Origin of the sequence: Stenotrophomonas maltophilia (assembly GCF_013464915.1) — a bacterium.
Lineage (GTDB): Bacteria > Pseudomonadota > Gammaproteobacteria > Xanthomonadales > Xanthomonadaceae > Stenotrophomonas > Stenotrophomonas maltophilia_AT.
In genome coordinates this window covers 1-25277 of the sequence record NZ_RAVT01000020.1, presented here as the reverse complement: position 1 = coordinate 25277, position 25277 = coordinate 1, and the positions used below count along the sequence as shown (strand labels likewise).

Genomic DNA, 25277 nt, shown 5'->3' with positions numbered 1-25277 from the left:
GCGCCCGCCACTACCGGAACTCCGGGCTTACAGCTTGTAGCCGGAGTGGATCGAGACGATGCCGCCGGTCAGGTTCTTGTAGTGGCAGCGCTCGAAGCCGGCCTGCCCCATCATCGCCTTCAGTTCTTCCTGCGGCGGGTGCTTGCGGATGCTCTCGGCCAGGTACTGGTAGCTGTCCGAATCGTTGGCGAACAGCTTGCCCAGCTTGGGCAGGATCCTGAACGAGTGGAAGTCGTAGATCGGCTTGAACCAGTCCGCGGTGACTTCGGAGAATTCCAGCACGCGGGCCTGGCCGCCCACCTTCAGCACGCGGTACATCTCGCGCAGGCCGGCGTCCTTGTCGGTGACGTTGCGCAGGCCGAAGGCGATGGTGACCAGATCGAAGCTGTTGTCCGGGAACGGCAGGGCTTCGGCATTGCACTGCACGTAGTCCAGGCCAAGCACCAGGCCACGGTTGGTCAGGCGGTCACGGCCGACCGACAGCATGCCGGCGTTGATGTCGCCCAGCACCACCGAGCCCTCGGCACCCACGCGCTCCTTCAGCAGCGCGGCGATGTCGCCGGTACCGCCCGCCAGGTCGAGCACGCGGTCGCCCGGCTTCACCTGCGCGGTGGCCACGTAGTAGCGCTTCCACGCCCGGTGCACGCCCAGGCTCATCAGGTCGTTCATCAGGTCGTAGTTGCGCGCGACCGAGGTGAACACCTGGCCGACCAGCTTCTGCTTGTCCTTGGCGGCGACGTCGCGGAACCCGAAATGGGTGGTACCGGCTTTGTAGGGGGATTCGCTCATGGCCCCGATTATCGCACCGCCGGGGGCCAGCGGCACCCCCTGCCCGTATCATGGCGGGCCACGACTTACCGGAGCCCCGCATGATCACCACGCCCGACTACCAGGCCCTGCTGCAGACCGCCATCGCCGAAGCCCGCCAGGGGCTGGCCGAGGGCGGCGTGCCGATCGGCGCGGCGCTGTACCACAATGACGGCCGCCTGCTCGGCTGCGGCCACAACCGCCGCGTGCAGGAAGGCGATCCGTCCGTGCACGGCGAAACCGACGCCTTCCGCAAGGCCGGCCGCCAGCGCCGCTACCAGGACACCATCATGGTCACCACGCTGGCCCCGTGCTGGTACTGCTCGGGGCTGGTGCGCCAGTTCAACATCGGCACCGTGGTGGTGGGCGAATCGCGCACCTTCCAGGGCGGCATCGACTGGCTGCGGGAAAACGGCGTCAACGTGATCGACCTGGACAGCCAGGAATGCGTGGACCTGCTGGGCGGTTTCATTGCGCAGCATCCGGAGATCTGGAACGAAGACATCGGTGAATGAGCATCGTGCAGTGTCCTGTTGAACCCGCTTAATGAACGCTTCAGTGCCGGCATTCCGTTGTGCCGGCAGCGTTTGCGGCCATTGCCGTGAACCCGTGCACAGTCAGCTGCGCCCTGTGCACACGCTGCGGTAACACCCCACCCGGCCGCCGCGCCTAGGGTGGGGTTACCGGGGTCCCCTGCCCCGGCGGAGCCAGCCATGTGCGCGCACGCCCTATGCCCCGCGCCCGACCCGATTCTCGACGCCATCCGTGAGCGCCTGCTGCAGCAGTTCGCACTGCACCAGCGTGGCCCGATGTTCTGGACTGCCTACCAGGGCCTGCAGCTGGAGCTGGTGCGCGACCGTCCGCTCGACCACGAGCGCCTGTGCAACGCCATGGCCGACATGGCGGAGGAGATGGGCGCTGTCGCGCATGCGCAACTGATAGGCAATCGCAACGCCGGCTCCACATCGCGCTGACACGGCATGCACCGGCGCCTAAGCCACACTGCGATGAACCCCCATTCCCATCCACCTCAACCGATTGGATCGTCATGCACGCTGAAGTCCCCACCATTCCCCCGGTCATCAACGTTGACGCCGAGCTTGACCACTGGCGACGCCAGCATGCCGACGGTGCGTTGGCGCACAACTCGTTCGGCTCCTACGTGCCGTGGATCAAGTTCGCCTGCGATTCGCTGATCACCCAGCCGCGCGCCAGCAACGCGCAGCGCGACGAGATGTTCCAGACCCAGTACGCCCTGCAGATCATGCCGCGGCTGAGCGAAGCCCAGGCCCGCGAATTCGTCGACCGCTGCTGGCAGCACGTCTACCAGACCAGCCCGATACGGCTGCAGGACGCCCCGCGCCTGCGCGCCTGAGCTGCACAGCCCCTGCACGAGCCGCTGCCGATCATCCTCGTCACCTGAGTGGGACGACGACGATGAAAGCACGCAACCTGTTCAATACGATCGCCAAGAAAGCCGCGGCCGCCACCGGCTCGCCATGGACCTTCCTGGCGGCAGTGGCCATCGTGGTGGTGTGGGGCGTGACCGGCCCGCTGTTCCATTTCAACGACACCTGGCAGCTGGTGATCAACACCGGCACCACCATCATCACCTTCCTGATGGTATTCCTGATCCAGCACACGCAGAACGCGGATACGGCCGCGATGCAGATCAAGCTGGACGAACTGATCCGCGCCACGGCAGAGGCCAACAACGAGCTGCTCGATCTGGAAGAACTGGACGAGGAGCGGCTGGAAGAGATCCGGCGCGAGTACGAGCAGATGGCGCGCGAAGCCGGCGACGCGCTGGCGCGGGTTCGCGCCTGCCATGCAGCGCGGCGCGCCGATGAAGCGGTGTAGCAGGCTCCGGAATGACAATGCCGGCCCGCGGCCGGCATTACCATCGATCATCAAGGTAGAGCCGGCCGCTGGCCGGCTGTCCTTCAGCTGCGCTCGTGCCAGCCGCCGCCCAGCACCTTGTACAGGGTGATGCGGTTGGCCTGCTGGGCCAGCTGCGCCTGCAGCTGGGTCTGCTGCGCGTTGTAGGCGGTACGACGCGCATCAAGCAGGGTCACGAAGCTGTCCAGGCCAGCGTCATAGCGTGCCTGCGACAGGCGATTGGCCTGTTCGGCCGCTTCCACCAGGCGCTGCTGTGAACTCACCTGCTCATCCAGGCTGACGTTCAACGCCAGCGCATCGGCGGTTTCGCGGAAGCCCACCTGGATCGACTTCTCGTACTGCGCCAGCGCGATATCGCGATCCGCATTGGCGATGGCGAGATTGGCGCGCAGCTTGCCGCCCTGGAAGATCGGCAGCGTGATCTTCGGCAGGAAGCTCCACACACGGGTGCCACTGTCGAACAGGTTGGACAGTTCATCCGAGCCACTGCCGATGCTGCCGGTCAGCGAGATGCTCGGGAAGAACGCCGCACGTGCCGCACCGATGTTGGCATTGGCGGCCAGCAGCTGGTGTTCGGCGGCCATGATGTCCGGGCGCTGCAGCAGCACGTCGCTGGGCAGGCCGGCCGGCGGCGGTGCCAGCGCCAGCAGCTGCGGCTCGATGCTGTCCGGCAGCAGCGCCGGATCCAGCTGGCCACCGGCCAGCAGCGCCAGCGCATTGCGGTCCTGGGCCAGCTGGCCACGCAGGCGTGCGGCATCCGTACGTGCGGTCTCGACCAGCGTACGGGTCTGGGTCAGCTCCAGCGCCGAACTGCCACCACGCTCGTGGCGGGCTTCGGCCAGGCGCAGCGAATCCTCGTAGGTCTTCAGCATGGCATCGGCGATCTTCAGGCGCTGCGCGTCGGCACCGTAGGTCAGCCATGCGGTGGCGGTCTCGGCCACCAGGCTCAGCTGCGCGTTGCGGCGGTTGGCGGCCACGGCGAAGTACTGCTGCAGCGCCGCTTCACTGAGATTGCGCACGCGGCCGAACAGGTCCAGCTCGAATTCGGCCACGCCGACACCGGCGGTGAACTGCTCGGTGACACCGGCATCGGTACCACGGCGGTCCATCTGGCCGGTGACGGCCACGCCGGGCACGCGATCAGCGCGCTGCACGCGGTACTGGCCGCGCGCGCGCTCTACATTGAGCACGGCCACGCGCAGGTCGCGGTTGTTCTGCAGCGACTGGTCGATCACCTGCTGCAGTCGCGCGTCGGTGAAGAAGTCGCGCCAGCCGACGGCGGCAACATCGGCCACCTGGCCCTGCGTGGCCTCGGCCGGCCACTGCGCCGGAATGGCCGGCGCAACAGCGGTGTTCTTCGGCGCCAGGGTGGAACAGCCGGCGAGCGTGAGCGCGGCGGCGATGGAAAGAAACAGGGATGCACTTTTCATGGGAATGACTTCCATCGGTACTGCCGGATGGCAGGAGGTAGTGCCGGCCGCTGGCCGGCAACCTCGTTGGATTCACATCACGCGAGCAGCAGGTGCCGGCCAGCGGCCGGCACTACCGTTTCGCTTACGTCGTGGATTTGCGCTTGAACACGCGCTGCACCACCACGAAGAACAGCGGCACGAAGAACACGCCGAGCACGGTGCCGACGATCATGCCGCCGAGCACGCCGGTGCCGATCGCCTGCTTGGCACCGGAGCCGGCACCGGTGGAGATCGCCAGCGGTACCACGCCCATGCCGAAGGCCAGCGAGGTCATCACGATCGGGCGCAGGCGGTCGCGCACGGCGTGCATGATCGACTCGATCAGGCCTGCGCCCTTCTCCAGGTTCTCCTTGGCGAACTCGACGATCAGGATCGCGTTCTTGCTGGTCAGGCCCACCGTGGTCAGCATCGCCACCTGGAAGTAGATGTCGCGTTCCAGGCCCTTGAAGGTGTTGGCCAGCACTGCGCCGAGGATGCCCAGCGGCGCCGCCAGCAGCACCGCCGTCGGTACGCTCCAGCTTTCGTACATCGCGGCCAGGCACAGGAACACGATCATCAGCGACAGCGTGTACAGCAGCGGGGTCTGCGAGCCGGCCTGGCGTTCCTGGTAGGACATCGCCGTCCACTCGATACCGAAGCCCGCCGGCAGCTGCTTGGCCAGCTGCTCGATCTCGGCCATGGCGTCACCGGAGGCGACACCCGGGGCCGGTTCACCCTGGATTTCCATCGCCGACACACCGTTGTAGCGCTCCAGGCGCGGCGAACCGTAATCCCAGTGCTTGGTGGCGAAGGCACTGAACGGCACCATCTCGCCCTTGTCGTTCTTCACGGACCAGAGGTCGAAGTCCTCCGGCACCATGCGGAACGGCTGGTCAGCCTGCACGAACACGCGCTTGACGCGGCCACGATCGACGAAGTCATCGATGTACGAGCTACCCCATGCTGCAGCCAGCGTTCCGTTGATCTGGTCGATCGACAGCCCCAGCGAGGTCGCCTTGGCCGCGTCGATGTCGATGCGGAACTGCGGCGTGTCTTCCTGGCCGTTCGGGCGCACGTTGGCCAGCTTCTTGCTGCCGGCGGCGAGGCCCAGCAGCTGGTTGCGCGCGGCCACCAGTGCCTCGTGGCCCTGGCCGCTGTTGTCCTTCAGGAAGAAGGTGTAACCCGAGGCAGTACCCAGTTCCGGAATGGCCGGCGGCGGGAAGGCGAAGATGAAGGCATCCTTGATCTGGCCCAGTGCCGCCATCGCGCGCCCGGTGATCGGCATCACGCCGTTGTCGGCATCACGCTCGCTCCAGTCCTTCAGCTTGACGAATGCCATGCCCGCGTTCTGGCCCATGCCGGCGAAGCTGAAGCCCTGCACCGAGAACACCGAGTCCACCGCATCCTTTTCGTTCTGCAGGAAGTGGTTTTCCAGTGCTGCGATCGATTCCAGCGTGCGTTCCTGGGTGGCACCCACCGGCGCCTGCACCAGCGCCATCAGCACGCCCTGGTCTTCGTTGGGCAGGAACGAGCTGGGCAGGCGCACGAACAGCACGCCCATCAGCACGAACAGCGCCGCAACGATGCCCATGAAGCGCCACGGGCGGTGGATGATGCCGCGCACGCCACGCTGGTAGCTTTCGCTGGTGCGGTCGAAACCGCGGTTGAAGCCGTTGAAGAAACGACCGGCCAGGCCGCGATGGGCAACATGGTGCTCGCCCTTCTTCAGCGGCTTGAGCATGGTCGCGCACAGCGCCGGGGTCAGCACGATCGCGACCAGCACCGACAGCGCCATCGCCGAGACGATCGTGGCCGAGAACTGGCGGTAGATCACGCCGGTGGAACCGCTCATGAAGGCCATCGGCACGAACACCGCCGACAGCACCAGGCCGATGCCCACCAGCGCGCCGGTGATCTGGCCCATCGACTTGCGGGTCGCTTCAAGCGGCGACAGTCCTTCCTCGGACATGATGCGCTCGACGTTCTCCACCACCACGATGGCATCGTCCACCAGCAGGCCGATCGCCAGCACCATCGCGAACATGGTCAGCATGTTCACCGAGAAGCCCAGCATCGCCAGCACGCCGAAGGTACCCAGCAGCACCACCGGCACGGCGATGGTCGGGATCAGGGTGGCGCGGAAGTTCTGCAGGAACAGGTACATCACCACGAACACCAGCACGATCGCTTCGATCAGGGTCTGCACCACGCCCTTGATCGACACACGCACGAACGGCGTGGTGTCGTACGGGATCTCGGCCTTCAGCCCGGCCGGGAAGAAGCTCTTCATGTCCTCCAGCGCAGCATCCACGCCGGCGGCGGTATCCAGCGCATTGGCGCCGGTGGCCAGGGTGACCGCCAGGCCGCTGGCCGGCTGGCCGTTGTAGCGGGTCACGAAGTCGTAGGACTCCGCACCCAGCTCGACGCGGGCGACATCGCCCAGGCGCAGCTCGGCACCGTCCTGCGCACCGCGCACGATGATGTTGCGGAACTGTTCCGGGGTCTGCAGGCGCGACTGCGCATTGATGGTGGCGTTGAGCTGCTGGCCCTTGATCGACGGCGCACCGCCGAGCTGGCCGATGGCCACCTGGGCGTTCTGTGCCTTGACCGCTGCGGTCACTTCGGCAACCGACAGGCCGTAGGTGTGCAGCTTGTTCGGGTCCAGCCAGATGCGCATGGCGTACTTGCCACCGAACACCTGGATGTTGCCCACGCCCGGCACGCGGCTCAGACGGTCGACGACATTGGAGCCGACGTAGTCGGCGATGTCGTTGGCGTCCATGCTGCCGTTCTCGGACACGAACGCGATGACGTTCAGGAAGCCCGAGCTGGACTTGGCCACGTTGATGCCCTGCCGCTGCACTTCCTGCGGCAGCAGCGGCATGGCCAGCTGCAGCTTGTTCTGCACCTGCACCTGGGCGATGTCCGGGTTGGTGCCGCTCTCGAAGGTCAGGGTGATGGTGGCCTGGCCGTTGGACGAGCTGTTGGAGGAGAAGTAGATCAGGCCATCAAGGCCCTTCATGTTCTGCTCGATGATCTGCGTCACCGAGTCCTCGACCACCTTGGCCGATGCACCCGGGTAGGTGGCGCTGATTTCCACCGCCGGCGGTGCGACGTTGGGGTACATCGAGACCGGCAGCTTGAACAGGGCCAGGCCGCCGGCGAGCATGATGATGATGGCGATGACCCATGCAAAGATGGGTCGATCGATGAAAAAGCGTGCCATGGGGTTCTCCGCTTACTTCGCGTCGCCGGCCGGGGCGGCAGGCTGGGCGGCCGCGGCCGGCTTGGCCGGGGCAGCGCCCTTCTCGGTGGCCTTGACCGGCATGCCGGGGCCGATCTTCTGCAGGCCTTCGACGATGACCTTGTCGCCCGCCTTCAGGCCGTCCTCGACCAGCCACTTGTCGCCAACCGTGCGGCTGACCTTGACCGGGCGTACTTCGACCTTGTTGTCCTTGTCGACCACCATCGCGGAGGTATCCCCCTTCGGATCGCGGGCGATGCCGGCCATCGGCACCAGCACCGCATCGCTGCGCACGCCGCCACCGATCACCGCGCGCACATAGGTGCCCGGCATCAGCAGGCCGTCCGGGTTGTCCACCTTCACGCGCAGGCCGAAGCTGCCGGTAGCCGGATCGACGCTGACTTCGGAGAACTCCAGCGTGCCCTTGTGCTCGAAGGTGCTGCCGTCTTCCATCAGGATGCTGACCGGCAGCGACTGGTTGTCCTGCAGGCGGCCAGCGGCCAGTTCACGACGCAGCTGCAGCAGTTCGGCCGAGGACTGGGTCAGGTCCACATAGATCGGGTCCAGCTGCTGCACGGTGGCCAGGGCATTGGCCTGGCCGGCGCTGACCAGCGCGCCCTGGGTGACGCTGGACTTGCCGATGCGGCCGCTGATCGGCGCGACGATGCGGGCATAGCCCAGGGTGACGTTGGCCGCATCCAGCGAGGCCTTGGCGGCACCGACATCAGCCTCGGCCTGCTTCTGCGCGGCCACGGCGTTTTCCAGGTCCTGCTGGCTGACCGCATCAACCTTGGCCAGCTCGGTGATGCGCTTGGCACTGAGGCGTGCAGCATTGGCGGTGGCTTCGGCGCGGGCCAGCTGGGCGCGGGCGCTGTTGGCCTGGGCGCGGTAGCTGGCGTCTTCGATCTGGTACAGCGGCTCGCCGGCCTTGACCATGCCACCTTCGGTGAACAGGCGCTTGGCGACGATGCCGTTGACCTGCGGACGCACTTCAGCAACCAGGAAGGCGTTGGTACGGCCCGGCAGTTCGCGGGTCAGGCCCACGGTCTCGGACTTCAGCGTGACCACGGTGACGTCACCCGGGCCCTGCTCGGGGGCCTGGGGTTGGCCGCCGCAGGCAGCCACGGTCGCGGCGATGGCCAGCGACAGTGCAATGGGTCGGATTCGGCTCAGCAACATGACGGAAAGGCTCTTGGAGGAAAGGGTCTCAGCCGGCGCTGATACGGCGGACCCTCCACCAGCAACAGTGAAGGCCGTGCGAACAGCGCCCACCCGGGTGGAGTGGGAGCCGGACCGGCCTGCCACGCACACGACGGGAATGATGGGCGGGAAATATACATACATGCGTGTTTGTTTGTAAACAGGTACAATTCAGCCACGTTTCACCCGCACTCGTACCCGCCCATGGCCCGCAAGACCAAAGAGGACACCCAGGCAACCCGGGAAGGCATCCTTGACGCCGCCGAAGCCTGCTTCCATGAACACGGCGTGGCCCGTACCACGCTGGAGATGATCGGTGCCCGCGCCGGCTATACCCGTGGCGCGGTCTACTGGCACTTCAAGAACAAGGGCGAGGTGCTGGCCGCGATCGTCGAGCGCGTGCACCTGCCTTTCATGCAGGAACTGGAGCGCACCTCCAGCGACCATCGTCGAGCGCGTGCACCTGCCTTTCATGCAGGAACTGGAGCGCACCTCCAGCGACCAGCGCGACACCCCGGTACACGACCTGCGCGCGGTGATGATCCATTCGTTCATCGAACTGTCCGAGGATGAGCGCCTGCGCAAGACCATGGAAATCATGCTGCGCAGCGATGCCTCGGCCGATACCAAGGTGCTGACCGAAATGCAGCAGGCCGGTTTCCGCGATGCGCTGGACCGGATGGAGCGCGCCCTGCGCCGGGCCCAGGACCTGGGCCAGCTACGCGAAGGCGCGGACCCGAAGATCGCCGCGCGAATGCTGCACGCCACTGTGCTGGGCGTACTGCATGGCGCGATGGTCGAGCCGGAACTGATGGACCTCAAGCGCGACGGCATGCTTGCGCTGGACATGACCCTGGCCGCCTACGTGAAGGACGGCGTGTTCGTCCCCGGTACGGTGCCCGAGCCGTTGCCGGAAGCGTAGATCATCCTGGCGCAGCGAACATTGCACGCCCCTGACCCGATCAACAGCGAGAACGCGGCGATGGTCCTGGACAACGTGGTGTGGGGCTTCATCGGGTGCGGCAGCGTCACCGAGAAAAAGAGTGGCCCGGCCCTGGCCAGCACGCCCGGCTCACGGGTGGCGGCCGTGATGCGTCGCAATGCGACGCTGGCTGAAGACTACGCGCGACGCCACGCGATTCCCCGCTGGTACGCGGATGCCGATGCGCTCATCGCCGATCCGGACGTGAACGCGATCTACGTTGCAACGCCCCCCTCCACGCACATGCAGTACGCGCTGCAGGCGATTGCCGCGGGCAAGCCGGTCTACATCGAAAAGCCGATGGCCATGGATCATGGCCAGTGCCAGCGCATCATCGCGGCCAGCGCCCGCAGCGGCGTGCCGGTATTCGTGGCCTACTACCGCCGCGCCCTGCCCCGCTTCGCGAAGGTGAAACAGCTGCTGGACAGCGGCGCGATCGGCACCGCGCGGAGCGTGCGCGCCACCCTGCACCGGCCACACACGGTGCATGCAGCGTCACCGGACTTCTGGCGGACCAATCCGGCGATCTCCGGCGGCGGCCTGTTCGTCGATCTGGGCTCGCACACGCTGGATCTGCTCGACCATCTGCTGGGGCCGCTGAGCGATGTGCGTGGCCTGGCCAGTTCGCTGGCCGGCGCCTACGCCGCCGAAGACAGTGTCTCGATGTGCTTCCGTACCGGCAACGGCGTGCACGGCATCGCGCAATGGAGCTTCTGCGCGTTCCGTCGCCAGGATGAGATCGAAATCACCGGCGACCGCGGGCAGCTGCGCTTTGCCACCTTCGAAGATGTTCCAGTGGTACTGGAAACCGAAGCCGGCGTGCAGACGTTCGATATCCCGAATCCGCCGTCGATCCAGCAGCCATTGATCGCCACCGTCGTGGACGAGCTGCGCGGCAAAGGGCGCTCAGCGTCGACCGGCATCAGCGCCGCGCGTACCAGCGCAGTGATCGACCAGGTGCTGCACGCCTACCGCATGACACCGTAGATCCACGCCATGCGTGGACCGGAACCATCCACGCCGTGCAGAAAGGCCGCCTTCCGGCGGCCTTTTCTGTTGCAGCGGGCGGGGTCAGAGCCCTCGCCACGGCGAGGGATCCGACCCCAACCGGTGTTACAGGATGTAGCGACTCAGGTCCGGATCCTGCACCAGCTCACCCAGATGCGCATCGACATAAGCACTGTCGATGGCCAGGGTCTCGCCGTCGCGGTCCGGTGCCTCGTAGCTGAGCGAATCCAGCAGGCGCTCCAGCACCGTATGCAGGCGACGGGCACCGATGTTCTCCTGCCGCTCATTCACCTGGAAGGCGATCTCGGCCAGACGATCAATGGCATCGGCAGTGAAGCTGACCTTGACGCCCTCGGTGGCCAGCAGCGCTTCGTACTGCTTGGTCAGCGCGGCCTTCGGCTCGGTCAGGATGCGCACGAAATCACCCTTGCTCAGCGCACCCAGTTCAACGCGGATCGGGAAGCGGCCCTGCAGCTCCGGAATCAGATCGCTGGGCTTGGCCAGGTGGAACGCACCCGATGCGATGAACAGGATGTGGTCGGTCTTGATCGTGCCGTACTTGGTGGACACGTTGGAGCCTTCCACCAGCGGCAGCAGGTCGCGCTGCACGCCTTCGCGCGACACGTCGCCGCCGCCCACGTTGTCACCGCGCTTGGCGACCTTGTCGATCTCGTCGATGAACACGATGCCGTGCTGCTCGCAGGCCTCGATCGCCGCAGTACGGATGTCGTCCTCGTTGACCAGCTTGCCGGCCTCTTCCTCGATCAGCAGCGGACGCGCGGCCTTGATGGTCAGCGTGCGCTTGTGCGCCTTGGCGCCGCCGCCGAGGTTGGCGAACATCGACTTCAGCTGCTGGCCCATTTCCTCCATGCCCGGCGGGGTCATGATGTCCATGCTGACATTGGCAGCCAGATCGAGTTCGATCTCGCGCTCGTCCAGCTCACCGCTGCGCAGCATCTTGCGGAACTTGATGCGGGTCTCGTTGTCCTGCGCCGAAGGCTCGTTGCGGGCGACTTCCGGATCGAAACCGATGCCACCGCTGCGGCGCGGCAGCAGCGCATCGAGGATGCGGTCTTCGGCGCGTTCTTCGGCCTGGGTACGCACGCGCACCTTGGCCTGTTCGCGGTACAGCTTCACTGCGGTATCGGCCAGGTCGCGGATGATCTGCTCGACATCCTTGCCGACGTAGCCGACTTCGGTGAAGCGGGTGGCTTCGACCTTCACGAACGGCGCGTTGGCCAGCGTGGCCAGGCGACGCGCGATCTCGGTCTTGCCGACGCCGGTGGGGCCGATCATCAGGATGTTCTTCGGCATCACTTCATTGCGCAGCTCCGGCACCAGCTGCATGCGGCGCCAGCGGTTGCGCAGGGCGATGGCCACCGCGCGCTTGGCGTCGTGCTGGCCCACGATGTGCCGGTCCAGTTCCTGCACGATCTCGCGCGGGGTCATTGTGGCGGAGGAAACTTCGATCTTCGACATGGATGTGCTCACGAATTCAGTGTCGGTAGTGCCGGCCGCWGGCCGGCAACCAGGCACGCGTGCGGGGGATCATGAGGTTKCCAGCCWGCGGCTGGCACGGCCCTCACAGCTCCTCGACCACCACGTTGCGGTTGGTGTAGATGCAGATGTCACCGGCGATGCCGATCGCCTCGCTGGCGATGGTGCGCGCATCCAGCTCGGTGTGTGCCATCAGCGCACGCGCAGCCGAAAGGGCGTACGAACCACCGGAGCCGATGGCGATGATGCCGTCCTCCGGCTCGATCACATCACCGGTGCCGCTGATGATCAGCGAGGTTTCCTTGTCAGCCACTGCCAGCAGGGCTTCAAGCTTGCCCAGGCGGCGCTCGGTGCGCCAATCCTTGGCCAGCTCGACCGCGGCACGCTGCAGCTGGCCGTGCTTTTCCAGCTTGGCTTCGAACAGCTCGAACAGGGTGAAGGCGTCGGCGGCGGCACCGGCGAAGCCGGCCAGCACCTGGCCATCACGGCCGAGGCGGCGCACCTTGCGCGCATTGCCCTTCATCACGGTGTGGCCCAGCGTGACCTGGCCGTCGCCGGCGATAGCCACGTGCTCGCCGCGACGGACGCAGACGATGGTGGTGGCGTGGAAAACATTGGGATTCTGACTGGGGTCCATGCGGCCTCCGATAGCTGTTCACGGGACATGGGGACAGCGCCGGGTGCGATCAAGCCTGTGCGGATGGCTGTCGTTCAGCGCTTGGCCGCGCCCCATGGGCTGGAGGGTGCCCTTCTGACGAGCGCATCGCAATGCGCGCGGCCCCCGCCGCCCGGACGTGGAACACTTGCCGTTCAGCGCTTGGCCTGCGATGGCCGGTCCGGATCCGGCTCGATCCCCCAGGCGAGGTACCAGTCTTCGCCCTGCGTCTCGATCGGGTGCTGGGTGCGGCCAGAGCCGTTGCCGCAGGCCAGTGCGTCAGCGGCGCAGTAGCGGTCGCAGCCCCAGCAGATGCGCTCGGGATGCCTGGGATGCAGGGGAATCGGCTTCGCCATGGTGGCGCTGTCCTCGTGGCCTGCGGCCACGGTGCGCCGGTTACGCCTGCCCTGCCCTGATCCAGATCAAGGGCGCGCCATTCCGGCGTTAGCCGCCCTTGTCGTCCTTGCTGCGGCGCTTGGCGCGCGGATGCGCGGCGTCGTAGACCTTGGCCAGGTGCTGGAAGTCGAGGTGGGTATAGATCTGCGTGGTGGCGATGTCGGCATGGCCGAGCAGTTCCTGCACGCCACGCAGGTCGCCGGACGATTCCAGGATGTGGCTGGCGAAACTGTGCCGCAGCATGTGCGGGTGCACGTGCTTGAACAGGCCCTGTCGCTGCGCCAGCTGGCGGATGCGGATCTGCACCGCGCGCTGGCTGATCGGCCCGTTGCGGCCGGGAAACACCGGCGAGGCCGGGCCACCACCACTCTCCGTACGCCACGCCTGCAGCGCTTCGCGCGCCGGCCGGCCGAACGGCACGCGGCGTTGGCGATTGCCCTTGCCCAGCACGTTGACCAGGCCGCTGGCGAAATCCAGGTCGCGCCAGGTCAGCGCGCAGACTTCGCTCAAGCGCAGGCCGGAGGAATAGAACAGCTCCAGCAGCGCGCGGTCGCGGCGGCCGAGCTCGCCTTCCGGCTCCAGCTCGACCAGCTGCACGGCTTCGTCGGCGTCGAGGACCTGTGGCAACCGGCGCGGTGCGCGCGGTGCCTTCAGCGTTGCCGCCGGGCTGACCTCGATGCGCCCGTGCTTGAGCAGCCAGGCATAGAAGCTGCGGCACGCCGACAACCTGCGCTGCAGGCTCTTCGCGGACAGGCCACGGCGATGCTCATCGGCAACAAACTGGCGCAGCGCGTCGGCATCGAGGGCCTCCACCGCCACGCCACGCGGCTCGGCCCAGACCGAGAGCGCATCCAGGTCGCGGCGGTAGGCGTCGAGCGTATGCGCCGACATCCGCCGCTCCACCTGCAGGTGCTGCAGGAAGGCCTGTACCGCGCTCATCGTCGTGGTGTCCTGCTCAGCCCGCGAAGCGCTTCAGGCCGGCGACCAGCGCATCGCCCATCATGCGCAGGAACAGCGTGCCCATGCCCGGATAGAAGCGGTTCGGATCGTGGCTTCCGACCGCGATCAGGCCCACGCCCGGCAGCGGCAGCAGCGCGGTGGTCTGCACCTCCTCACTGCGCACGCCATACAGCACGGCGTTCTTTTCCGGCTGCAGGCGGCCACAGATCGGCTCGCCGTCCTTCAGGCAGTCGCGGAACGGGCCCAGCTGCGCATCATCGGCGGCGATCACCTGCAGCCAGTCGGCCTGTTCCAGCCCGGAAACAGGCGCGTGCACCACCAGCCGGACCAGATCGCCGGCAAAGTCTTCCTGCAGCGAGGCGGCCATCGCACGCAGGGTGTCGGCGGCGTTGTCCTGCTTCATCAGCGCCAGGGTCAGCTGGTGCGTGCGCACCGCCAGGCGTTCATTGACCTGGGCGGTGGCGCCCAGGTCGGCCAACCGTCGTGCCAGCTCTCGGTTCTTCTCGCGCAGCACTTCCAGCTGGTAGCTGGCCAGCGACGCGGTCGGGCCGTCGTCACGCGGCACCACCAGGGTCAGGGCCAGGTCCGGGAACTGCTTGAGGAAGCCGGGATGACGCCGCAACCAGGCAGCGACTTCATGGGCCCCGAGCTTGTCGACGGTTTCGGTCATGCGATCCACTCCCCTTCGAAGACGAATGCGGTCGGGCCGGCCATCACCACCGGCTGGCCATCGCCCGGCCACTGGATGCGCAGGTCACCACCGGGCAGGCTGATGCGTGCATCGCGCTGCAGGCGGCCGCGCTGCATCAGGGTCACCGCGGCGGCGCAGGCGCCGCTGCCGCAGGCCAGGGTTTCGCCGACGCCACGTTCATTCACACGCAGACGTGCATGCGCCGGGCCCATCACCTGGGCGAAGCCCACGTTCACCGAGCGCGGGAACGACGCATGCTGCTGCAGCAGCGCACCGACGCGCTCGACCGGTGCAGCATCGATCAGGCCCACTTCGATCACCGCATGCGGGTTGCCCATCGACACCGCGGCAAAGCGCACGCTTTCGCCCTGCAGCGGCAGCAGGTATTCCTCGCGCGCATGGGCGAAGCCCATCAGCGGCACGTTGGCCGGCTCGAACGCGGGCACGCCCATGGTCACCGCGTACTGGCCATCGCCCAGCACCTCCACGTCATGGCTTGCCAATGGACTGTCGATGACGAATGCATCGCCCTGCGCGCTGCCCTCGCGCACCAGCCAAGCGGCAATGCAGCGCGCGCCGTTGCCGCACTGTTCGGAATTGGAGCCGTCGGCATTCCAGATGCGGTACGACGCCACCGAGCCTTCCGCGCGCGGCGCTTCGATGGTCAGGATCTGATCGCAGCCGACGCCGGTGTGGCGGTCGGCCAGGCGCGCGGCCAGTTCAGGCGTGGGCGGCGCGGTGCCGTCACGCAGGTCGATCACTACGAAATCATTGCCCGCGCCATGCATCTTGCTGAAACGCAGGGCCTTGGAACCGGCCTTACTCATTCCCGCTGCCCGCCTTCTTTGCTGGCGCGGGTGCCGGCGGGGTGGTCGATGCAGCCGGGTCCACGGTCGTGGCCGGGGTAGCGGTCCCCTGGGTCTCCGCCGGGGTCGCTTCGGTAGCGGGCTCGGCAACCGGTTCGACCGTTTCTTCCACCGGCACCGGCTTCTGCGGCAGTACCAGCGGGCCCTTGTTGCCGCAGGCGGCGAGGAACAGCAGCGAGGCCGCTGCCAGCGGAATCAGGATGGCGTTTCGATGGGGGATCTTCATGCCCCGAGTATAGCCATTGGCGGCTGAGCGGTAGGTAGAGTCGACTGTCAGTCGACTGCTCTTCGATCAGATAGCGAAAACCCCGCGCTGCGCGCGATAGTCGACCAACAGTCGACTCTACCCCTTACCGCCCCCACGGGCGCCGCTGGCGGGCCATGTTCAGCCTTCCGGCGGTGGCAGCGGCCGGGTCCACAGCCAGATCGCCACCACGGTCATGCTGCCGATCGAGAACCACTTCACCCAGGCGATCGGCACGCACCACAGCATGATGCCGGCACACACCGCCATGGTGATCGTGGCCATCCACTTGCCGTAGCGGCTGACCGCCCCGTGCGCCTGCCAGTTGGCGATGGCCGGACCGAAGCGCGGGTGCTGCAGCAGCCAGTTGTGCAGGCGCTCGGAGCCGCGCGAAGCGGCCCAGGCCGAAATCAGGATGAATACGGTGGTCGGCAGGCCCGGCACGAAGATGCCGACGATGCCGGTACCGAGGCTGACGTACGCCAGCAGCCACCACGCCCAGCGGAAACGCACCACGCGCGGTGGCGTGGTGGCATCGCGAGGGGCGGAAGGATCTGGCGCGCTCATGGCCGCAAGGATACCGGTTCAGGGTGCCAGGCAGTGCCCGGCACCCTGTCGCGATCACGGCTGGGCGATGCCCAGCTGCTGCAGCACGAACGCATACGACTCGGACAGCTCGCGGTACCGCTGGAAGCGCCCCGACTTGCCGCCGTGGCCGGCTTCCATGTTGGTACGGAACAGGATCGGGTAATGGCCGGTGTTGTCGTCACGCAGCTTGGCCACCCACTTGGCCGGTTCCCAGTACTGCACCTGCGAATCCCACAGGCCGGTGCCCACGAACAGCGCCGGATAGGCCTGCTTCCTGACGTTGTCGTAGGGCGAGTAGGACAGCATGTAGTCGTAATACTGCTTCTGCTCCGGGTTGCCCCACTCGTCGTACTCGTTGGTGGTCAGCGGAATGGTCGGGTCGAGCATGGTGGTGACCACGTCGACGAACGGCACCTGCGCCACCATCACGCGGTAGTCCTGCGGCGCCTGGTTGGCCACCGCGCCCATCAGCAGGCCACCGGCACTGCCTCCGGAGGCCGCCACGCGATCCTTCGCCGCCCAGCCCTGCGCCACCAGGCCACGGGTGACGTCGATGAAGTCGTTGAAGGTGTTCTGCTTGTGCAGCAGCTTGCCGTTCTCGTACCAGTCGCGGCCCATTTCCTGGCCACCGCGGATGTGGGCAATGGCATACACCACGCCACGGTCGAGCAGACTCACCGCGGTCTGGTTGAAGTACGGGTCCATCGACATGCCGTAGCTGCCATAGGCGTACTGGAACAGCGCGCCCTTGCCATCCTTCTTGTAGCCCTTGCGGTAGACCAGCGACACCGGCACCTTCACGCCATCGCGCGCGGTGATCCAGACGCGGTCGGTTTCGTACTTCGACGCGTCATAGCCGATCACCGGCTGCACCTTCAGCTGCCGCCGCTCGCCGGTGGCGGTATTCAGTTCGAACACCGTGGTCGGGGTGGTCATCGAGGTGTAGACGTAGCGCAGCCACGGCGTGTCGGCCTCGGTGTTGTCGCCCAGGCCCATCGAATACGCCGGTTCATCGGCCTTCACGTAATCGCTGCGGCCGTCCTTGAACAGCAGGCGGATGCGTTCCAGGCCTTCGGAACGTTCGGCGATGGCGGTGTAGCTGTCGAACAGTTCGAAGCCTTCGATGAACACGGCATCGTCATGCGCGATCCAGTCCTTCCACTGCGCGCGCGAGGTGGCATCGGTCGGTGCGGTGACCAGCTTGAAGTTCTTCGCACCGTCGTTGGTGCGGATCACCCAGCGGCCATCGTAGTGGTCGGCGTCGTACTCGACGTCGCGCTGGCGCGGCGCCAGCACGGTGAAGGTGGTCGGGTCACTGGCCGGCGCGTAGCGCTCTTCCGAAGACACCGTGCTGTGCACACCGATGGTGATGAAGCGATCGTCGCGGGTGCGGCCGATGCCCATGTAGAAGCTGTCGTCCTTCTCCTCGTAGACGACGGTGTCGGCGCTTGCCGGGGTACCCAGCACATGCTTCTTCACGCGCACGGTCAGCAACGTTTCCGGATCGTTCTCGACGTACAGCACGGTGCGGTTGTCGTCGGCCCAGACCAGGTCGCCGGAGCTGCCGATGATCACGTCGGGCAGCACCTTGCCGGTGGCCAGGTCCTTGAAGCGGATCGTGTACTGGCGGCGGCCGACGTCATCATCGGCCCAGGCCAGCAGCTGGTTGTCCTGGCTGACTTCCATCGAGCCGACGCTGAAGTAGCCCTTGCCGGCGGCCATCGCGTTGACGTCCAGCAGGATCTCTTCGGCCGCGTCCATGCTGCCCTTGCGGCGCGCATGGATCGGGTAGTCCTGGCCGGTCTCGAAGCGGCTGTAATACCAGTAGCCGCGCTCACGCGCCGGCACGCTGGAATCGTCCTGCTTGATGCGGCCGACGATCTCCTTGTACAGGGTGTCTTCCAGCGGCTTCAGCGGCGCCAGCAGCTGGTCGGCATAGGCATTCTCGGCCTGCAGGTAGGCCAGCATGTCCTTGTTCTCGCGCTTGTCGTCGCGCAGCCAGTAATAGTCGTCGTTGCGGGTGGCGCCGAACGGCGCCTTGACCACATGCGGGTGCTTGGCGGCATCCGGCGGAACGGGCGGCGTGGCGGCGGTAGCGGTGGTGGTCATCAGGCTCGCAAGCAACAGGCAGAGGGTGGTTCTCATGAGATAAGGCTCCAGGCGCATCAATGCAATGGTCTTCGGCGGGGTCAGATCCCTTTTCCCGAAAAGGGATCTGACCCCAATCCCGGCAATGCGGCAACCCTGTGGATCGTCATGGGTCGTGCCGGCCGGCGTACCATGGGCGCATGAGTACCCTGCCCCACACGCCGGGCTACAGCCGGCGCAGCCATGAAATCGCCCCGTTCCACGTGATGTCCCTGCTGGCCCGCGCGCAGGCGCTGGAACAGGCGGGCCACGATGTGATCCACCTGGAGATCGGCGAACCGGACTTCACCACCGCCGGACCGGTCGTGCGTGCCGGACAGGCCGCACTGGCCGCCGGCCATACCCGCTACACCGCCGCACGTGGCCTGCCGGCCCTGCGCCAGGCGATCAGCGGTTTCTACCGCAGCCACTACGCGCTGGACATCGACCCCGAACGCATCCTGGTCACCCCCGGCGGCTCCGGCGCGCTGCTGCTGGCCAGCAGCCTGCTGGTCGACCCCGGCCGCCACTGGCTGCTGGCCGACCCCGGCTACCCCTGCAACCGCCACTTCCTGCGCCTCGTTGAAGGCGGCGCGCAGCTGGTGCCGGTCGGGCCGGATACCGCCTATCAGCTGACCCCGTCACTGGTGGAACAGCACTGGAATGGCGACAGCGTCGGCGCGCTGGTCGCCTCACCGGCCAACCCGACCGGCACCGTGTTGTCCGCCGACGAACTGGCAGCACTGTCGAAGACCCTGCATGCGCGCGGCGGCCATCTGGTGGTGGATGAGATCTATCATGGCCTCACCTACGGGTTGGATGCGCCCAGCGTGCTGCAGGTGGATGACAGCGCGTTCGTGCTGAACAGTTTCTCCAAGTACTTCGGCATGACCGGCTGGCGGTTGGGCTGGCTGGTAGCACCACCGGCGGCGGTACCGGACCTGGAGAAGCTGGCCCAGAACCTGTACATCAGCGCGTCGAGCATCGCCCAGCATGCCGCACTGGCGTGTTTCAGCGAGGAGTCGATGGCGATCTTCGAGCAGCGTCGAGAAGCCTTCCGGCAGCGCCGCAACTTCCTGCTGCCGGCGTTGCGCGAGCTGGGCTTCCGCATCGAGGTGGAGCCGCAGGGCGCGTTCTACCTGTATGCCGACGTGAGTGCGTTCACCGATGATGCGCAGGCGTTCTGTGCGCATTTCCTGGAAACCGAGCACGTGGCATTCACCCCAGGCCTGGATTTCGGCTTCCATCGGGCGAACCAGCACGTGCGCCTGGCGTACACGCAGGAAGTGCCGCGGCTGCAGGAAGCGGTGGCGCGGATCGCGCGTGGGTTGAAGCATTTCCGGTAGTGCCGGCCGCTGGCCGGCAACGGCATCATCCATACATCCCCGGTTTGCCGGCCAGCGGCCGGCACTACAGGCAAAGAAAAACGCCGCCCTGGGGCGGCGTTTTCCGTTCTGCTTATTTGCCGCCCAACCGCTCCCACAGGAAGCTGTAGGCCAGCGCCGACATGTGTGCGGCCTGCGCGTTGTTGGCTGCGCCGCCGTGGCCACCTTCGATGTTCTCGTAGTAGGTCACATCCTTGCCGGCGTCGATCATCTTCGCCGCCATCTTGCGGGCGTGGCCCGGATGCACGCGGTCATCGCGGGTGGAGGTGGTGAACAGCACCGGCGGGTAGGTCTTCTTCGCATCAAACAGGTGGTACGGCGAGAAGGTCTTGATGAACTCCCAGTCGCTGGTATCCGGGTTGCCGTACTCGGCCATCCACGAGGCACCGGCCAGCAGGTGGCTGTAGCGCTTCATGTCCAGCAGCGGCACCTGCACCACCACTGCACCGAACAGCTCCGGGTACTGGGTGAGCATGTTGCCGGTCAGCAGGCCGCCGTTGCTGCCGCCCTGCACGCCCAGGTGCTTGGCAGTAGTGATCTTGCGCTTGACCAGATCGCGTGCCACCGCGGCCATGTCTTCATAGGCCTTGTGGCGGTTCTGCTTCAGCGCCGCCTGGTGCCAGCGCGGGCCGTACTCGCCGCCGCCACGGATGTTGGCAACCACGTACACGCCGCCCTTCTCCAGCCAGGCGCGGCCCATGCCACCGGAGTAGCCCGGGGTCAGCGAGATCTCGAAACCACCGTAGCCGTACAGCAGGGTCGGGTTGGAGCCGTCCAGCTTCATCGCCTTGTCGTGCACCACGAAGTACGGCACGCGGGTGCCATCCTTGCTGGTGGCGAAGTGCTGCTCGATCACCTTGCCCTTGGCATCGAAGAAGGCCGGCATGGTCTTCAGCGTTTCCGGGGCCTGCCCGATCTCGGCCAGCGCCAGGGTGGTCGGGGTCAGGTAGTCGGTAGCGGTCAGCCACACCGCGTCGCTGTCGTTGCTGTCGACCGCGGCCACGCCCAGCGTGCCGAAGGCCGGCGCACCGACGAAGCGGCTGGTCTGCCAGCCATCGGCGCCCGGGGTCAGCACCGACAGGCGGTTCTTGACGTCATCCAGCACGTTCAGCACCAGATGGCTTTTGGTCCAGGTGGCGCCGGCCAGCGAGGTGGTCGCAGTCGGGGTGAACAGCACGTCGAATTCGCGCTTGCCGGCCAGGAAGTCGTCCAGCTTGGTCGCCAGCAGCGAACCGGACGCGTAGGTCTTGCCGCCCACGGTCCACGGATCGCGCAGTTCCAGGGTCAGCCACTGCTTGTGCAGGCCCTTCTCGGCCGAGTTCGGCGCGTCGATCTTGGTCAGCGTGCCATCGTCGCCACGCAGGTAGATCTCGTTGTTGTAGAACGCCAGCGTGCGGCTGACCAGGTTGCGCTCGAAGCCCGGCGTGTCATCGTGCATCGCCGCGATGTACATGTCTTCCGGCTTGCCTTCATACACCACGCTGGCCGAGGCCATCGGCGTACCGCGCTTCCACAGCTTGGCCACGCGCGGATAGCCAGACGTGGTCATCGTGCCGGCACCGAAGTCGGTGTAGACGAACACGGTGTCGCGATCGACCCAGTTGAGGCCACCCTTCGACTCCGGACGGAAGAAGCCGTCCTTGATCCAGGTCTTGTTGGCCAGGTCGAACTCGCGGGTGACGTCGGCGTCGGCGCCGCCGCGCGACAGCGCGATCAGGCAGCGGCTGTAGTCCGGGCGCAGGCAGTCGGCGCCGTGCCAGACCCAGTTCTCGCCCTCGGCCTTGTTCAGCGCATCCAGGTCGAGCACGGTTTCCCACTGCGGCGAGGCCTTGCGGTACTCGGCCAGCGTGGTGCGCCGCCACAGGCCGCGCTCGTGCTGCTGGTCCTTCCAGAAGTTGTAGTAGTAGTCGCCGATCTTCTGCACGGCGGGAATCTTGGCGTCGGAGTCGAGCACCTCGCGGATGCTGGCCTCCATCTGCTTGAAGGCCGGGGTCTGCGCAAGGCGCGCTTCGGACTTGGCGTTCTGTTCCTTGACCCAGGACAGCGGCTTGTCGCCGGTGACGTCCTCCAGCCAGGCGTAGCGGTCGGTGTCTTCAGCGGCCACGGCGGTCCCCACCGAGGCAGCGGTCATCATGCCGGCCAACAGGCAGGCGGAAGCGAGTCGAGACATTGCAGCTCCAGGCAGTCATAAGCCGTGGAACGCTAGCATGGATCGCTGCAGCCGCCCCCGTGTCGAAGGTCAGGCCGTGGCCGTAGCGCCGCGACGGCGGCGGGACGTCCCGCCGGTGCGACGACGCGCCTGTCCACCGGTGCGACGGGCCAGGCGCAACCACGACAGGCGCGGCACAGGGAAGCGCAGCAGCGCCCACCAGGCCACCAGCGGCATGCCCACCAGCCACATCGGCAGCCAGCCCAGCCAGGCGTTGCTGCCACGCGCGGCTGGCCAGACCAGTACCAGTGCCAGGCCGGCCAGGGCCACCTGCCGCACGCTGCGCAGCAGGCGCGGATCGGCGCGTTCAATGATGACTCGTTCAGTTGCAGGGCGACGAACGGAACGTGCGTTCATGGGGCTTCTCCGGTGGACAATGCAACACAGCTTGGGCAAGGCCCTTCTCACAGGTTGCGACACCATTGACGGATCGCGTGCACACAGTCGACCATGCGCGTGCAAGCCCACTGGAGCCCGCTCCCGCATGACTTCGATCCGCCCGCTCTGCGCCGCGCTGCTGGCCCTTTCCCTGGCCGGCCCCGCCGTGGCCGCCAGTGAGCCGCCATCGCCCCGTACCAGCGCCTCCGGTGCGGCTGCCCTGGACGCACCGATCGACCTGAAGCGCTTCATGGGCACCTGGTATGTGATCGGCCGCGTGCCGAACTTCATCGAACGTGGCCATGTCGCCAGCGTCAACGAGTACGAGCTGCGCGACGCGCACAAGGTCGGCATCACCTACCGCTACCGTGATGGCTTCGGCGAACCGCTGCAGGAAGTGCGTGCCCGCGCCAGCGTCGACCCGGACAGCGGCAACCACGGCTGGCGTACCTGGTTCTACCGCGTCGTGCCGACCCATTCGCGGGTGCTGGAAGTGGCGCCGGATTATTCCTGGGCGCTGATCGGCTATCCCGGCCGTGAGATGGCCTGGATCTTCTCGCGCACCCCGGACATGGACAAGGCGCTGTACAAGGAGCTGGCCGAACGCCTGCGCGACGACTACGGCGTGAACACCGACAAGCTCAAGCGCGTGCCGCAGCACCCGGAGCAGGTCGGGAAGCTGGGTTACGAAGTACCGAACGTGCGGTGAGAGAGCGCCGGGCGCAGAGGGTAGTGCCGGCCGCTGGCCGGCAGCCCCGGGACACCGGGAAGCACCGCGTCTTTGCCGGCCGCTGGCCGACACTACCGAACGATGCGGGATTGCCGGCCAGCGGCCGGCACTACCGGATGCGTGTTACTTGCGGCTGTAATGCGCGACCAGGCGGTCGCCGAGCATCTGCAGCAGCTGCACCAGGACCAGCAGCAGGACCACCGTGACCAGGGCCACGTCGGTGTGCGAACGCTGGTAGCCATCGCGGAACGCCAGGTCACCGAGGCCACCGGAACCGATCGCGCCGCCCATCGCGGTGAAACCAATCAGCGCCACCGTGGTGACCGTCGCACCGGCAATCAGGCCGGGGCGCGCTTCGGGCAGCAGCACGCGGGTGACCAGCTGCCAGGTGGTGGCGCCCATCGCCTGGGTCGCCTCGATCACGCCCCGGTCGACTTCACGCAGCGCGGTCTCGACCAGGCGCGCATAGAACGGTGCTGCGCCTATCACCAGCGGCACGATCGCACCCCGCACGCCCAGCGACGTCCCCATCAGGAACAGCGTGACCGGAATCAGCACGATCATCAGGATGATGAAAGGCACTGAACGCAGCAGGTTCACCACCAACGCCAGCACGCCGTAGGCGAACGGACGGCGCTTCATCTGCGGTGCGCCGAACAGGTACAGCAGAACGCCCAGGGGCAGGCCGATGGCCAGGGTCAGCGGCAGCGAACCCAGCAGCATCAGCAGCGTGTCGATGGTGGCCTGGCCGATGTCGGCCCACTTGCCCGCATCCAGGTGGCGGAAGAAGCCGCCGGCAGTAGCGATGATCATCGACGCAGTTCCTCGACATGCACGCCGGCGGCGACGAACGCGGCCTGCGCAGCGGACTGGTCGCCGCCCACCAGGGCGACCACCAGCTGGCCATACGGGGTGTCCTTGATCCGGTCGATACGGCCGGACAGGATGTTGTAATCGACCCCGGTCTCGCGCGCGACGCTGCCGAGCAGGGGTTCGTAGGTGTCGCCACCCAGGAAGGTCAGCCGCACGATGCGGCCACCGACGGCATCGAAATCGCGGTGCAGCGTGCCCTCGTCCACATGCTCCGATTCGCTGACGAAACGGCGCGTGGTCGGGTGCTGCGGGTGCAGGAACACCCGGGTGACCGGCCCGGTCTCGACCATCTGGCCGGCGTCGAGCACGGCCACGCGGTCGCAGACGCGGCGGATCACATCCATCTCGTGGGTGATCAGCACGATGGTCAGGCCCAGCTCGCGATTGATCTTCGACAGCAGCGACAGCACCGATGCGGTGGTCTGCGGGTCGAGCGCGCTGGTCGCCTCGTCGCACAGCAGGATCTGCGGACGCGTTGCCAGCGCACGGGCGATGCCGACGCGCTGCTTCTGGCCACCGGACAGCTGTGCCGGGTACTTCTGCGCGTGCGCTTCCAGGCCAACGGTCTGCAGCAGCTCGGCCACACGCGCGTCGATTTCCGCTTTCGGCGTGCCGGCCAGCTCCAGCGGGAAGGCGACGTTGCCGGCCACCGTGCGCGACGACAGCAGGTTGAAGTGCTGGAAGATCATGCCGATACGCCGGCGCAGCGCGCGCAGGCCGTCCGCGTCCAATGCGGTGACATCCTCGCCGCCGATCAGCAGGCGGCCACCGCTGGGCTCTTCCAGTCGGTTGATCATGCGGATCAGGGTCGACTTGCCGGCGCCGGAATGGCCGATGATGCCGAATACCTCACCGGCTTCGATGGTCAGGTCCAGCGGTTGCAGCGCGCTGACTTCGCGGCCGGCAACGGCATAGGATTTGTGCAGGCGCTGGAACTCGATCACGGGCGTGGCTCACCGGCTGGGTGACGGAAGGGGGCGTGCAGCCTACCAGCGCCGGCGCTCGCGCGCCCGCGCCATGGGCCAGAATGTTATTCCTTTTGGTTCTAAGGTGCCCGTGACGCCTCGCAACCGGTAGTGCCGGCCGC

24 protein-coding genes and 1 pseudogene are annotated in these 25277 nt (G+C 66.8%); 8 read left to right on the top strand and 17 right to left on the bottom strand.

Annotated features, from left to right (window positions below; genetic code table 11):
- Positions 1-27: 27 nt before the first annotated feature.
- Positions 28-789, bottom strand: a complete 762-nt coding sequence (gene ubiE, locus D7T59_RS06960) for a bifunctional demethylmenaquinone methyltransferase/2-methoxy-6-polyprenyl-1,4-benzoquinol methylase UbiE (RefSeq protein WP_008267586.1) — start codon at positions 787-789, stop codon at positions 28-30.
- Positions 790-869: 80 nt separating this feature from the next.
- Here ubiE and D7T59_RS06955 point away from each other — a divergent pair, with 80 nt between their 5' ends.
- The 4 genes from D7T59_RS06955 (at position 870) to D7T59_RS06940 (ending at position 2667) form a co-directional block, all read left to right on the top strand.
- Positions 870-1322, top strand: a complete 453-nt coding sequence (locus tag D7T59_RS06955; protein ID WP_005411083.1) for a nucleoside deaminase — start codon at positions 870-872, stop codon at positions 1320-1322.
- A gap of 198 nt (positions 1323-1520) precedes the next feature.
- Complete coding sequence (locus D7T59_RS06950) at positions 1521-1781, top strand: hypothetical protein (protein ID WP_164136569.1); 261 nt, start codon at positions 1521-1523, stop codon at positions 1779-1781.
- A gap of 74 nt (positions 1782-1855) precedes the next feature.
- Complete coding sequence (locus tag D7T59_RS06945) at positions 1856-2182, top strand: hypothetical protein (protein WP_110713742.1); 327 nt, start codon at positions 1856-1858, stop codon at positions 2180-2182.
- 62 nt (positions 2183-2244) lie between these two features.
- Positions 2245-2667: a low affinity iron permease family protein gene (locus D7T59_RS06940; protein WP_180852850.1), complete on the top strand. Its 423-nt coding sequence runs from the start codon at positions 2245-2247 to the stop codon at positions 2665-2667.
- Between the two features lie 83 nt (positions 2668-2750).
- On the opposite strand, the gene smeF is transcribed toward D7T59_RS06940, so the two are convergent.
- The 3 genes from smeF to smeD form a co-directional block, all read right to left on the bottom strand.
- On the bottom strand, positions 2751-4151 hold the full coding sequence (gene smeF / locus D7T59_RS06935; protein WP_180852849.1) for a multidrug efflux RND transporter outer membrane subunit SmeF: 1401 nt from the start codon (positions 4149-4151) through the stop codon (positions 2751-2753).
- Positions 4152-4260: 109 nt separating this feature from the next.
- A complete protein-coding gene (gene smeE / locus D7T59_RS06930) occupies positions 4261-7383 on the bottom strand; it encodes a multidrug efflux RND transporter permease subunit SmeE (RefSeq protein ID WP_164136572.1) in 3123 nt (1040 codons plus the stop codon).
- Positions 7384-7395: 12 nt separating this feature from the next.
- Positions 7396-8580: a multidrug efflux RND transporter periplasmic adaptor subunit SmeD gene (smeD, locus tag D7T59_RS06925; protein ID WP_180852848.1), complete on the bottom strand. Its 1185-nt coding sequence runs from the start codon at positions 8578-8580 to the stop codon at positions 7396-7398.
- 225 nt (positions 8581-8805) lie between these two features.
- On the opposite strand from smeD, the pseudogene D7T59_RS06920 reads away from it, so the two are divergent.
- Positions 8806-9523, top strand: a pseudogene (locus D7T59_RS06920) (TetR family transcriptional regulator).
- Between the two features lie 60 nt (positions 9524-9583).
- The gene (locus D7T59_RS06915) at positions 9584-10570 is read left to right on the top strand and encodes a Gfo/Idh/MocA family protein (RefSeq protein ID WP_180852864.1); all 987 of its coding nucleotides are present in this window, start codon (positions 9584-9586) and stop codon (positions 10568-10570) included.
- Positions 10571-10696: 126 nt separating this feature from the next.
- On the opposite strand, the gene hslU is transcribed toward D7T59_RS06915, so the two are convergent.
- The 9 genes from hslU to D7T59_RS06870 all read right to left on the bottom strand — a co-directional run bounded on the left by hslU (position 10697) and on the right by D7T59_RS06870 (position 18633).
- Positions 10697-12070 (bottom strand): ATP-dependent protease ATPase subunit HslU, encoded by a 1374-nt coding sequence (gene hslU, locus D7T59_RS06910; protein ID WP_180852847.1) that lies wholly within the window; start codon positions 12068-12070, stop codon positions 10697-10699.
- Positions 12071-12173: 103 nt separating this feature from the next.
- Entirely contained in the window at positions 12174-12725 is a 552-nt protein-coding gene (gene hslV / locus D7T59_RS06905; RefSeq protein WP_005411093.1) for an ATP-dependent protease subunit HslV, read from the bottom strand.
- A 173-nt stretch (positions 12726-12898) separates the two neighbouring features.
- Entirely contained in the window at positions 12899-13099 is a 201-nt protein-coding gene (locus D7T59_RS06900; RefSeq protein WP_180852846.1) for a DUF3079 domain-containing protein, read from the bottom strand.
- Between the two features lie 88 nt (positions 13100-13187).
- A complete protein-coding gene (gene xerC, locus D7T59_RS06895) occupies positions 13188-14078 on the bottom strand; it encodes a tyrosine recombinase XerC (RefSeq protein ID WP_180852845.1) in 891 nt (296 codons plus the stop codon).
- A 16-nt stretch (positions 14079-14094) separates the two neighbouring features.
- Positions 14095-14769: a DUF484 family protein gene (locus D7T59_RS06890; RefSeq protein ID WP_180852844.1), complete on the bottom strand. Its 675-nt coding sequence runs from the start codon at positions 14767-14769 to the stop codon at positions 14095-14097.
- Positions 14766-15617 (bottom strand): diaminopimelate epimerase, encoded by an 852-nt coding sequence (gene dapF / locus D7T59_RS06885; protein WP_180852843.1) that lies wholly within the window; start codon positions 15615-15617, stop codon positions 14766-14768. Before dapF ends, D7T59_RS06890 begins: the two co-directional genes overlap by 4 nt.
- A complete protein-coding gene (gene lptM / locus D7T59_RS06880) occupies positions 15610-15882 on the bottom strand; it encodes an LPS translocon maturation chaperone LptM (RefSeq protein WP_164136579.1) in 273 nt (90 codons plus the stop codon). Before lptM ends, dapF begins: the two co-directional genes overlap by 8 nt.
- Positions 15883-16041: 159 nt before the next feature.
- On the bottom strand, positions 16042-16467 hold the full coding sequence (locus D7T59_RS06875) for a YbaN family protein (RefSeq protein WP_164136580.1): 426 nt from the start codon (positions 16465-16467) through the stop codon (positions 16042-16044).
- Positions 16468-16521: 54 nt separating this feature from the next.
- Positions 16522-18633, bottom strand: a complete 2112-nt coding sequence (locus tag D7T59_RS06870; RefSeq protein ID WP_180852842.1) for a S9 family peptidase — start codon at positions 18631-18633, stop codon at positions 16522-16524.
- A 143-nt stretch (positions 18634-18776) separates the two neighbouring features.
- Here D7T59_RS06870 and D7T59_RS06865 point away from each other — a divergent pair, with 143 nt between their 5' ends.
- A complete protein-coding gene (locus D7T59_RS06865) occupies positions 18777-19961 on the top strand; it encodes a pyridoxal phosphate-dependent aminotransferase (RefSeq protein WP_180852841.1) in 1185 nt (394 codons plus the stop codon).
- Positions 19962-20073: 112 nt separating this feature from the next.
- Here D7T59_RS06865 and D7T59_RS06860 read toward each other — a convergent pair whose 3' ends face one another.
- Both D7T59_RS06860 and D7T59_RS06855 read right to left on the bottom strand, forming a co-directional pair.
- Complete coding sequence (locus tag D7T59_RS06860; protein ID WP_164136583.1) at positions 20074-22170, bottom strand: prolyl oligopeptidase family serine peptidase; 2097 nt, start codon at positions 22168-22170, stop codon at positions 20074-20076.
- A gap of 69 nt (positions 22171-22239) precedes the next feature.
- Entirely contained in the window at positions 22240-22566 is a 327-nt protein-coding gene (locus tag D7T59_RS06855) for a hypothetical protein (protein ID WP_180852840.1), read from the bottom strand.
- Between the two features lie 127 nt (positions 22567-22693).
- Here D7T59_RS06855 and D7T59_RS06850 point away from each other — a divergent pair, with 127 nt between their 5' ends.
- Entirely contained in the window at positions 22694-23296 is a 603-nt protein-coding gene (locus tag D7T59_RS06850) for a lipocalin family protein (protein WP_164136585.1), read from the top strand.
- 144 nt (positions 23297-23440) lie between these two features.
- On the opposite strand, the gene D7T59_RS06845 is transcribed toward D7T59_RS06850, so the two are convergent.
- A complete protein-coding gene (locus D7T59_RS06845; protein WP_014038544.1) occupies positions 23441-24130 on the bottom strand; it encodes a methionine ABC transporter permease in 690 nt (229 codons plus the stop codon).
- Positions 24127-25134, bottom strand: coding sequence for a methionine ABC transporter ATP-binding protein (locus D7T59_RS06840; RefSeq protein ID WP_106550490.1), 1008 nt, complete (start codon positions 25132-25134; stop codon positions 24127-24129). The genes D7T59_RS06845 and D7T59_RS06840 overlap by 4 nt, the downstream gene beginning before the upstream one ends.
- Between the last annotated feature and the right edge of the window lie 143 nt (positions 25135-25277).

What these genes read in the sequence shown, in the direction of transcription:
- ubiE (WP_008267586.1), bottom strand. Translation starts at nt 789, where the DNA reads ATGAGCGAATCCCCCTACAAAGCCGGTACCACCCATTTCGGGTTCCGC.
- D7T59_RS06955 (WP_005411083.1), top strand. Translation starts at nt 870, where the DNA reads ATGATCACCACGCCCGACTACCAGGCCCTGCTGCAGACCGCCATCGCC.
- D7T59_RS06950 (WP_164136569.1), top strand. Translation starts at nt 1,521, where the DNA reads ATGTGCGCGCACGCCCTATGCCCCGCGCCCGACCCGATTCTCGACGCC.
- D7T59_RS06945 (WP_110713742.1), top strand. Translation starts at nt 1,856, where the DNA reads ATGCACGCTGAAGTCCCCACCATTCCCCCGGTCATCAACGTTGACGCC.
- D7T59_RS06940 (WP_180852850.1), top strand. Translation starts at nt 2,245, where the DNA reads ATGAAAGCACGCAACCTGTTCAATACGATCGCCAAGAAAGCCGCGGCC.
- smeF (WP_180852849.1), bottom strand. Translation starts at nt 4,151, where the DNA reads ATGGAAGTCATTCCCATGAAAAGTGCATCCCTGTTTCTTTCCATCGCC.
- smeE (WP_164136572.1), bottom strand. Translation starts at nt 7,383, where the DNA reads ATGGCACGCTTTTTCATCGATCGACCCATCTTTGCATGGGTCATCGCC.
- smeD (WP_180852848.1), bottom strand. Translation starts at nt 8,580, where the DNA reads ATGTTGCTGAGCCGAATCCGACCCATTGCACTGTCGCTGGCCATCGCC.
- D7T59_RS06915 (WP_180852864.1), top strand. Translation starts at nt 9,584, where the DNA reads ATGGTCCTGGACAACGTGGTGTGGGGCTTCATCGGGTGCGGCAGCGTC.
- hslU (WP_180852847.1), bottom strand. Translation starts at nt 12,070, where the DNA reads ATGTCGAAGATCGAAGTTTCCTCCGCCACAATGACCCCGCGCGAGATC.
- hslV (WP_005411093.1), bottom strand. Translation starts at nt 12,725, where the DNA reads ATGGACCCCAGTCAGAATCCCAATGTTTTCCACGCCACCACCATCGTC.
- D7T59_RS06900 (WP_180852846.1), bottom strand. Translation starts at nt 13,099, where the DNA reads ATGGCGAAGCCGATTCCCCTGCATCCCAGGCATCCCGAGCGCATCTGC.
- xerC (WP_180852845.1), bottom strand. Translation starts at nt 14,078, where the DNA reads ATGAGCGCGGTACAGGCCTTCCTGCAGCACCTGCAGGTGGAGCGGCGG.
- D7T59_RS06890 (WP_180852844.1), bottom strand. Translation starts at nt 14,769, where the DNA reads ATGACCGAAACCGTCGACAAGCTCGGGGCCCATGAAGTCGCTGCCTGG.
- dapF (WP_180852843.1), bottom strand. Translation starts at nt 15,617, where the DNA reads ATGAGTAAGGCCGGTTCCAAGGCCCTGCGTTTCAGCAAGATGCATGGC.
- lptM (WP_164136579.1), bottom strand. Translation starts at nt 15,882, where the DNA reads ATGAAGATCCCCCATCGAAACGCCATCCTGATTCCGCTGGCAGCGGCC.
- D7T59_RS06875 (WP_164136580.1), bottom strand. Translation starts at nt 16,467, where the DNA reads ATGAGCGCGCCAGATCCTTCCGCCCCTCGCGATGCCACCACGCCACCG.
- D7T59_RS06870 (WP_180852842.1), bottom strand. Translation starts at nt 18,633, where the DNA reads ATGAGAACCACCCTCTGCCTGTTGCTTGCGAGCCTGATGACCACCACC.
- D7T59_RS06865 (WP_180852841.1), top strand. Translation starts at nt 18,777, where the DNA reads ATGAGTACCCTGCCCCACACGCCGGGCTACAGCCGGCGCAGCCATGAA.
- D7T59_RS06860 (WP_164136583.1), bottom strand. Translation starts at nt 22,170, where the DNA reads ATGTCTCGACTCGCTTCCGCCTGCCTGTTGGCCGGCATGATGACCGCT.
- D7T59_RS06855 (WP_180852840.1), bottom strand. Translation starts at nt 22,566, where the DNA reads ATGAACGCACGTTCCGTTCGTCGCCCTGCAACTGAACGAGTCATCATT.
- D7T59_RS06850 (WP_164136585.1), top strand. Translation starts at nt 22,694, where the DNA reads ATGACTTCGATCCGCCCGCTCTGCGCCGCGCTGCTGGCCCTTTCCCTG.
- D7T59_RS06845 (WP_014038544.1), bottom strand. Translation starts at nt 24,130, where the DNA reads ATGATCATCGCTACTGCCGGCGGCTTCTTCCGCCACCTGGATGCGGGC.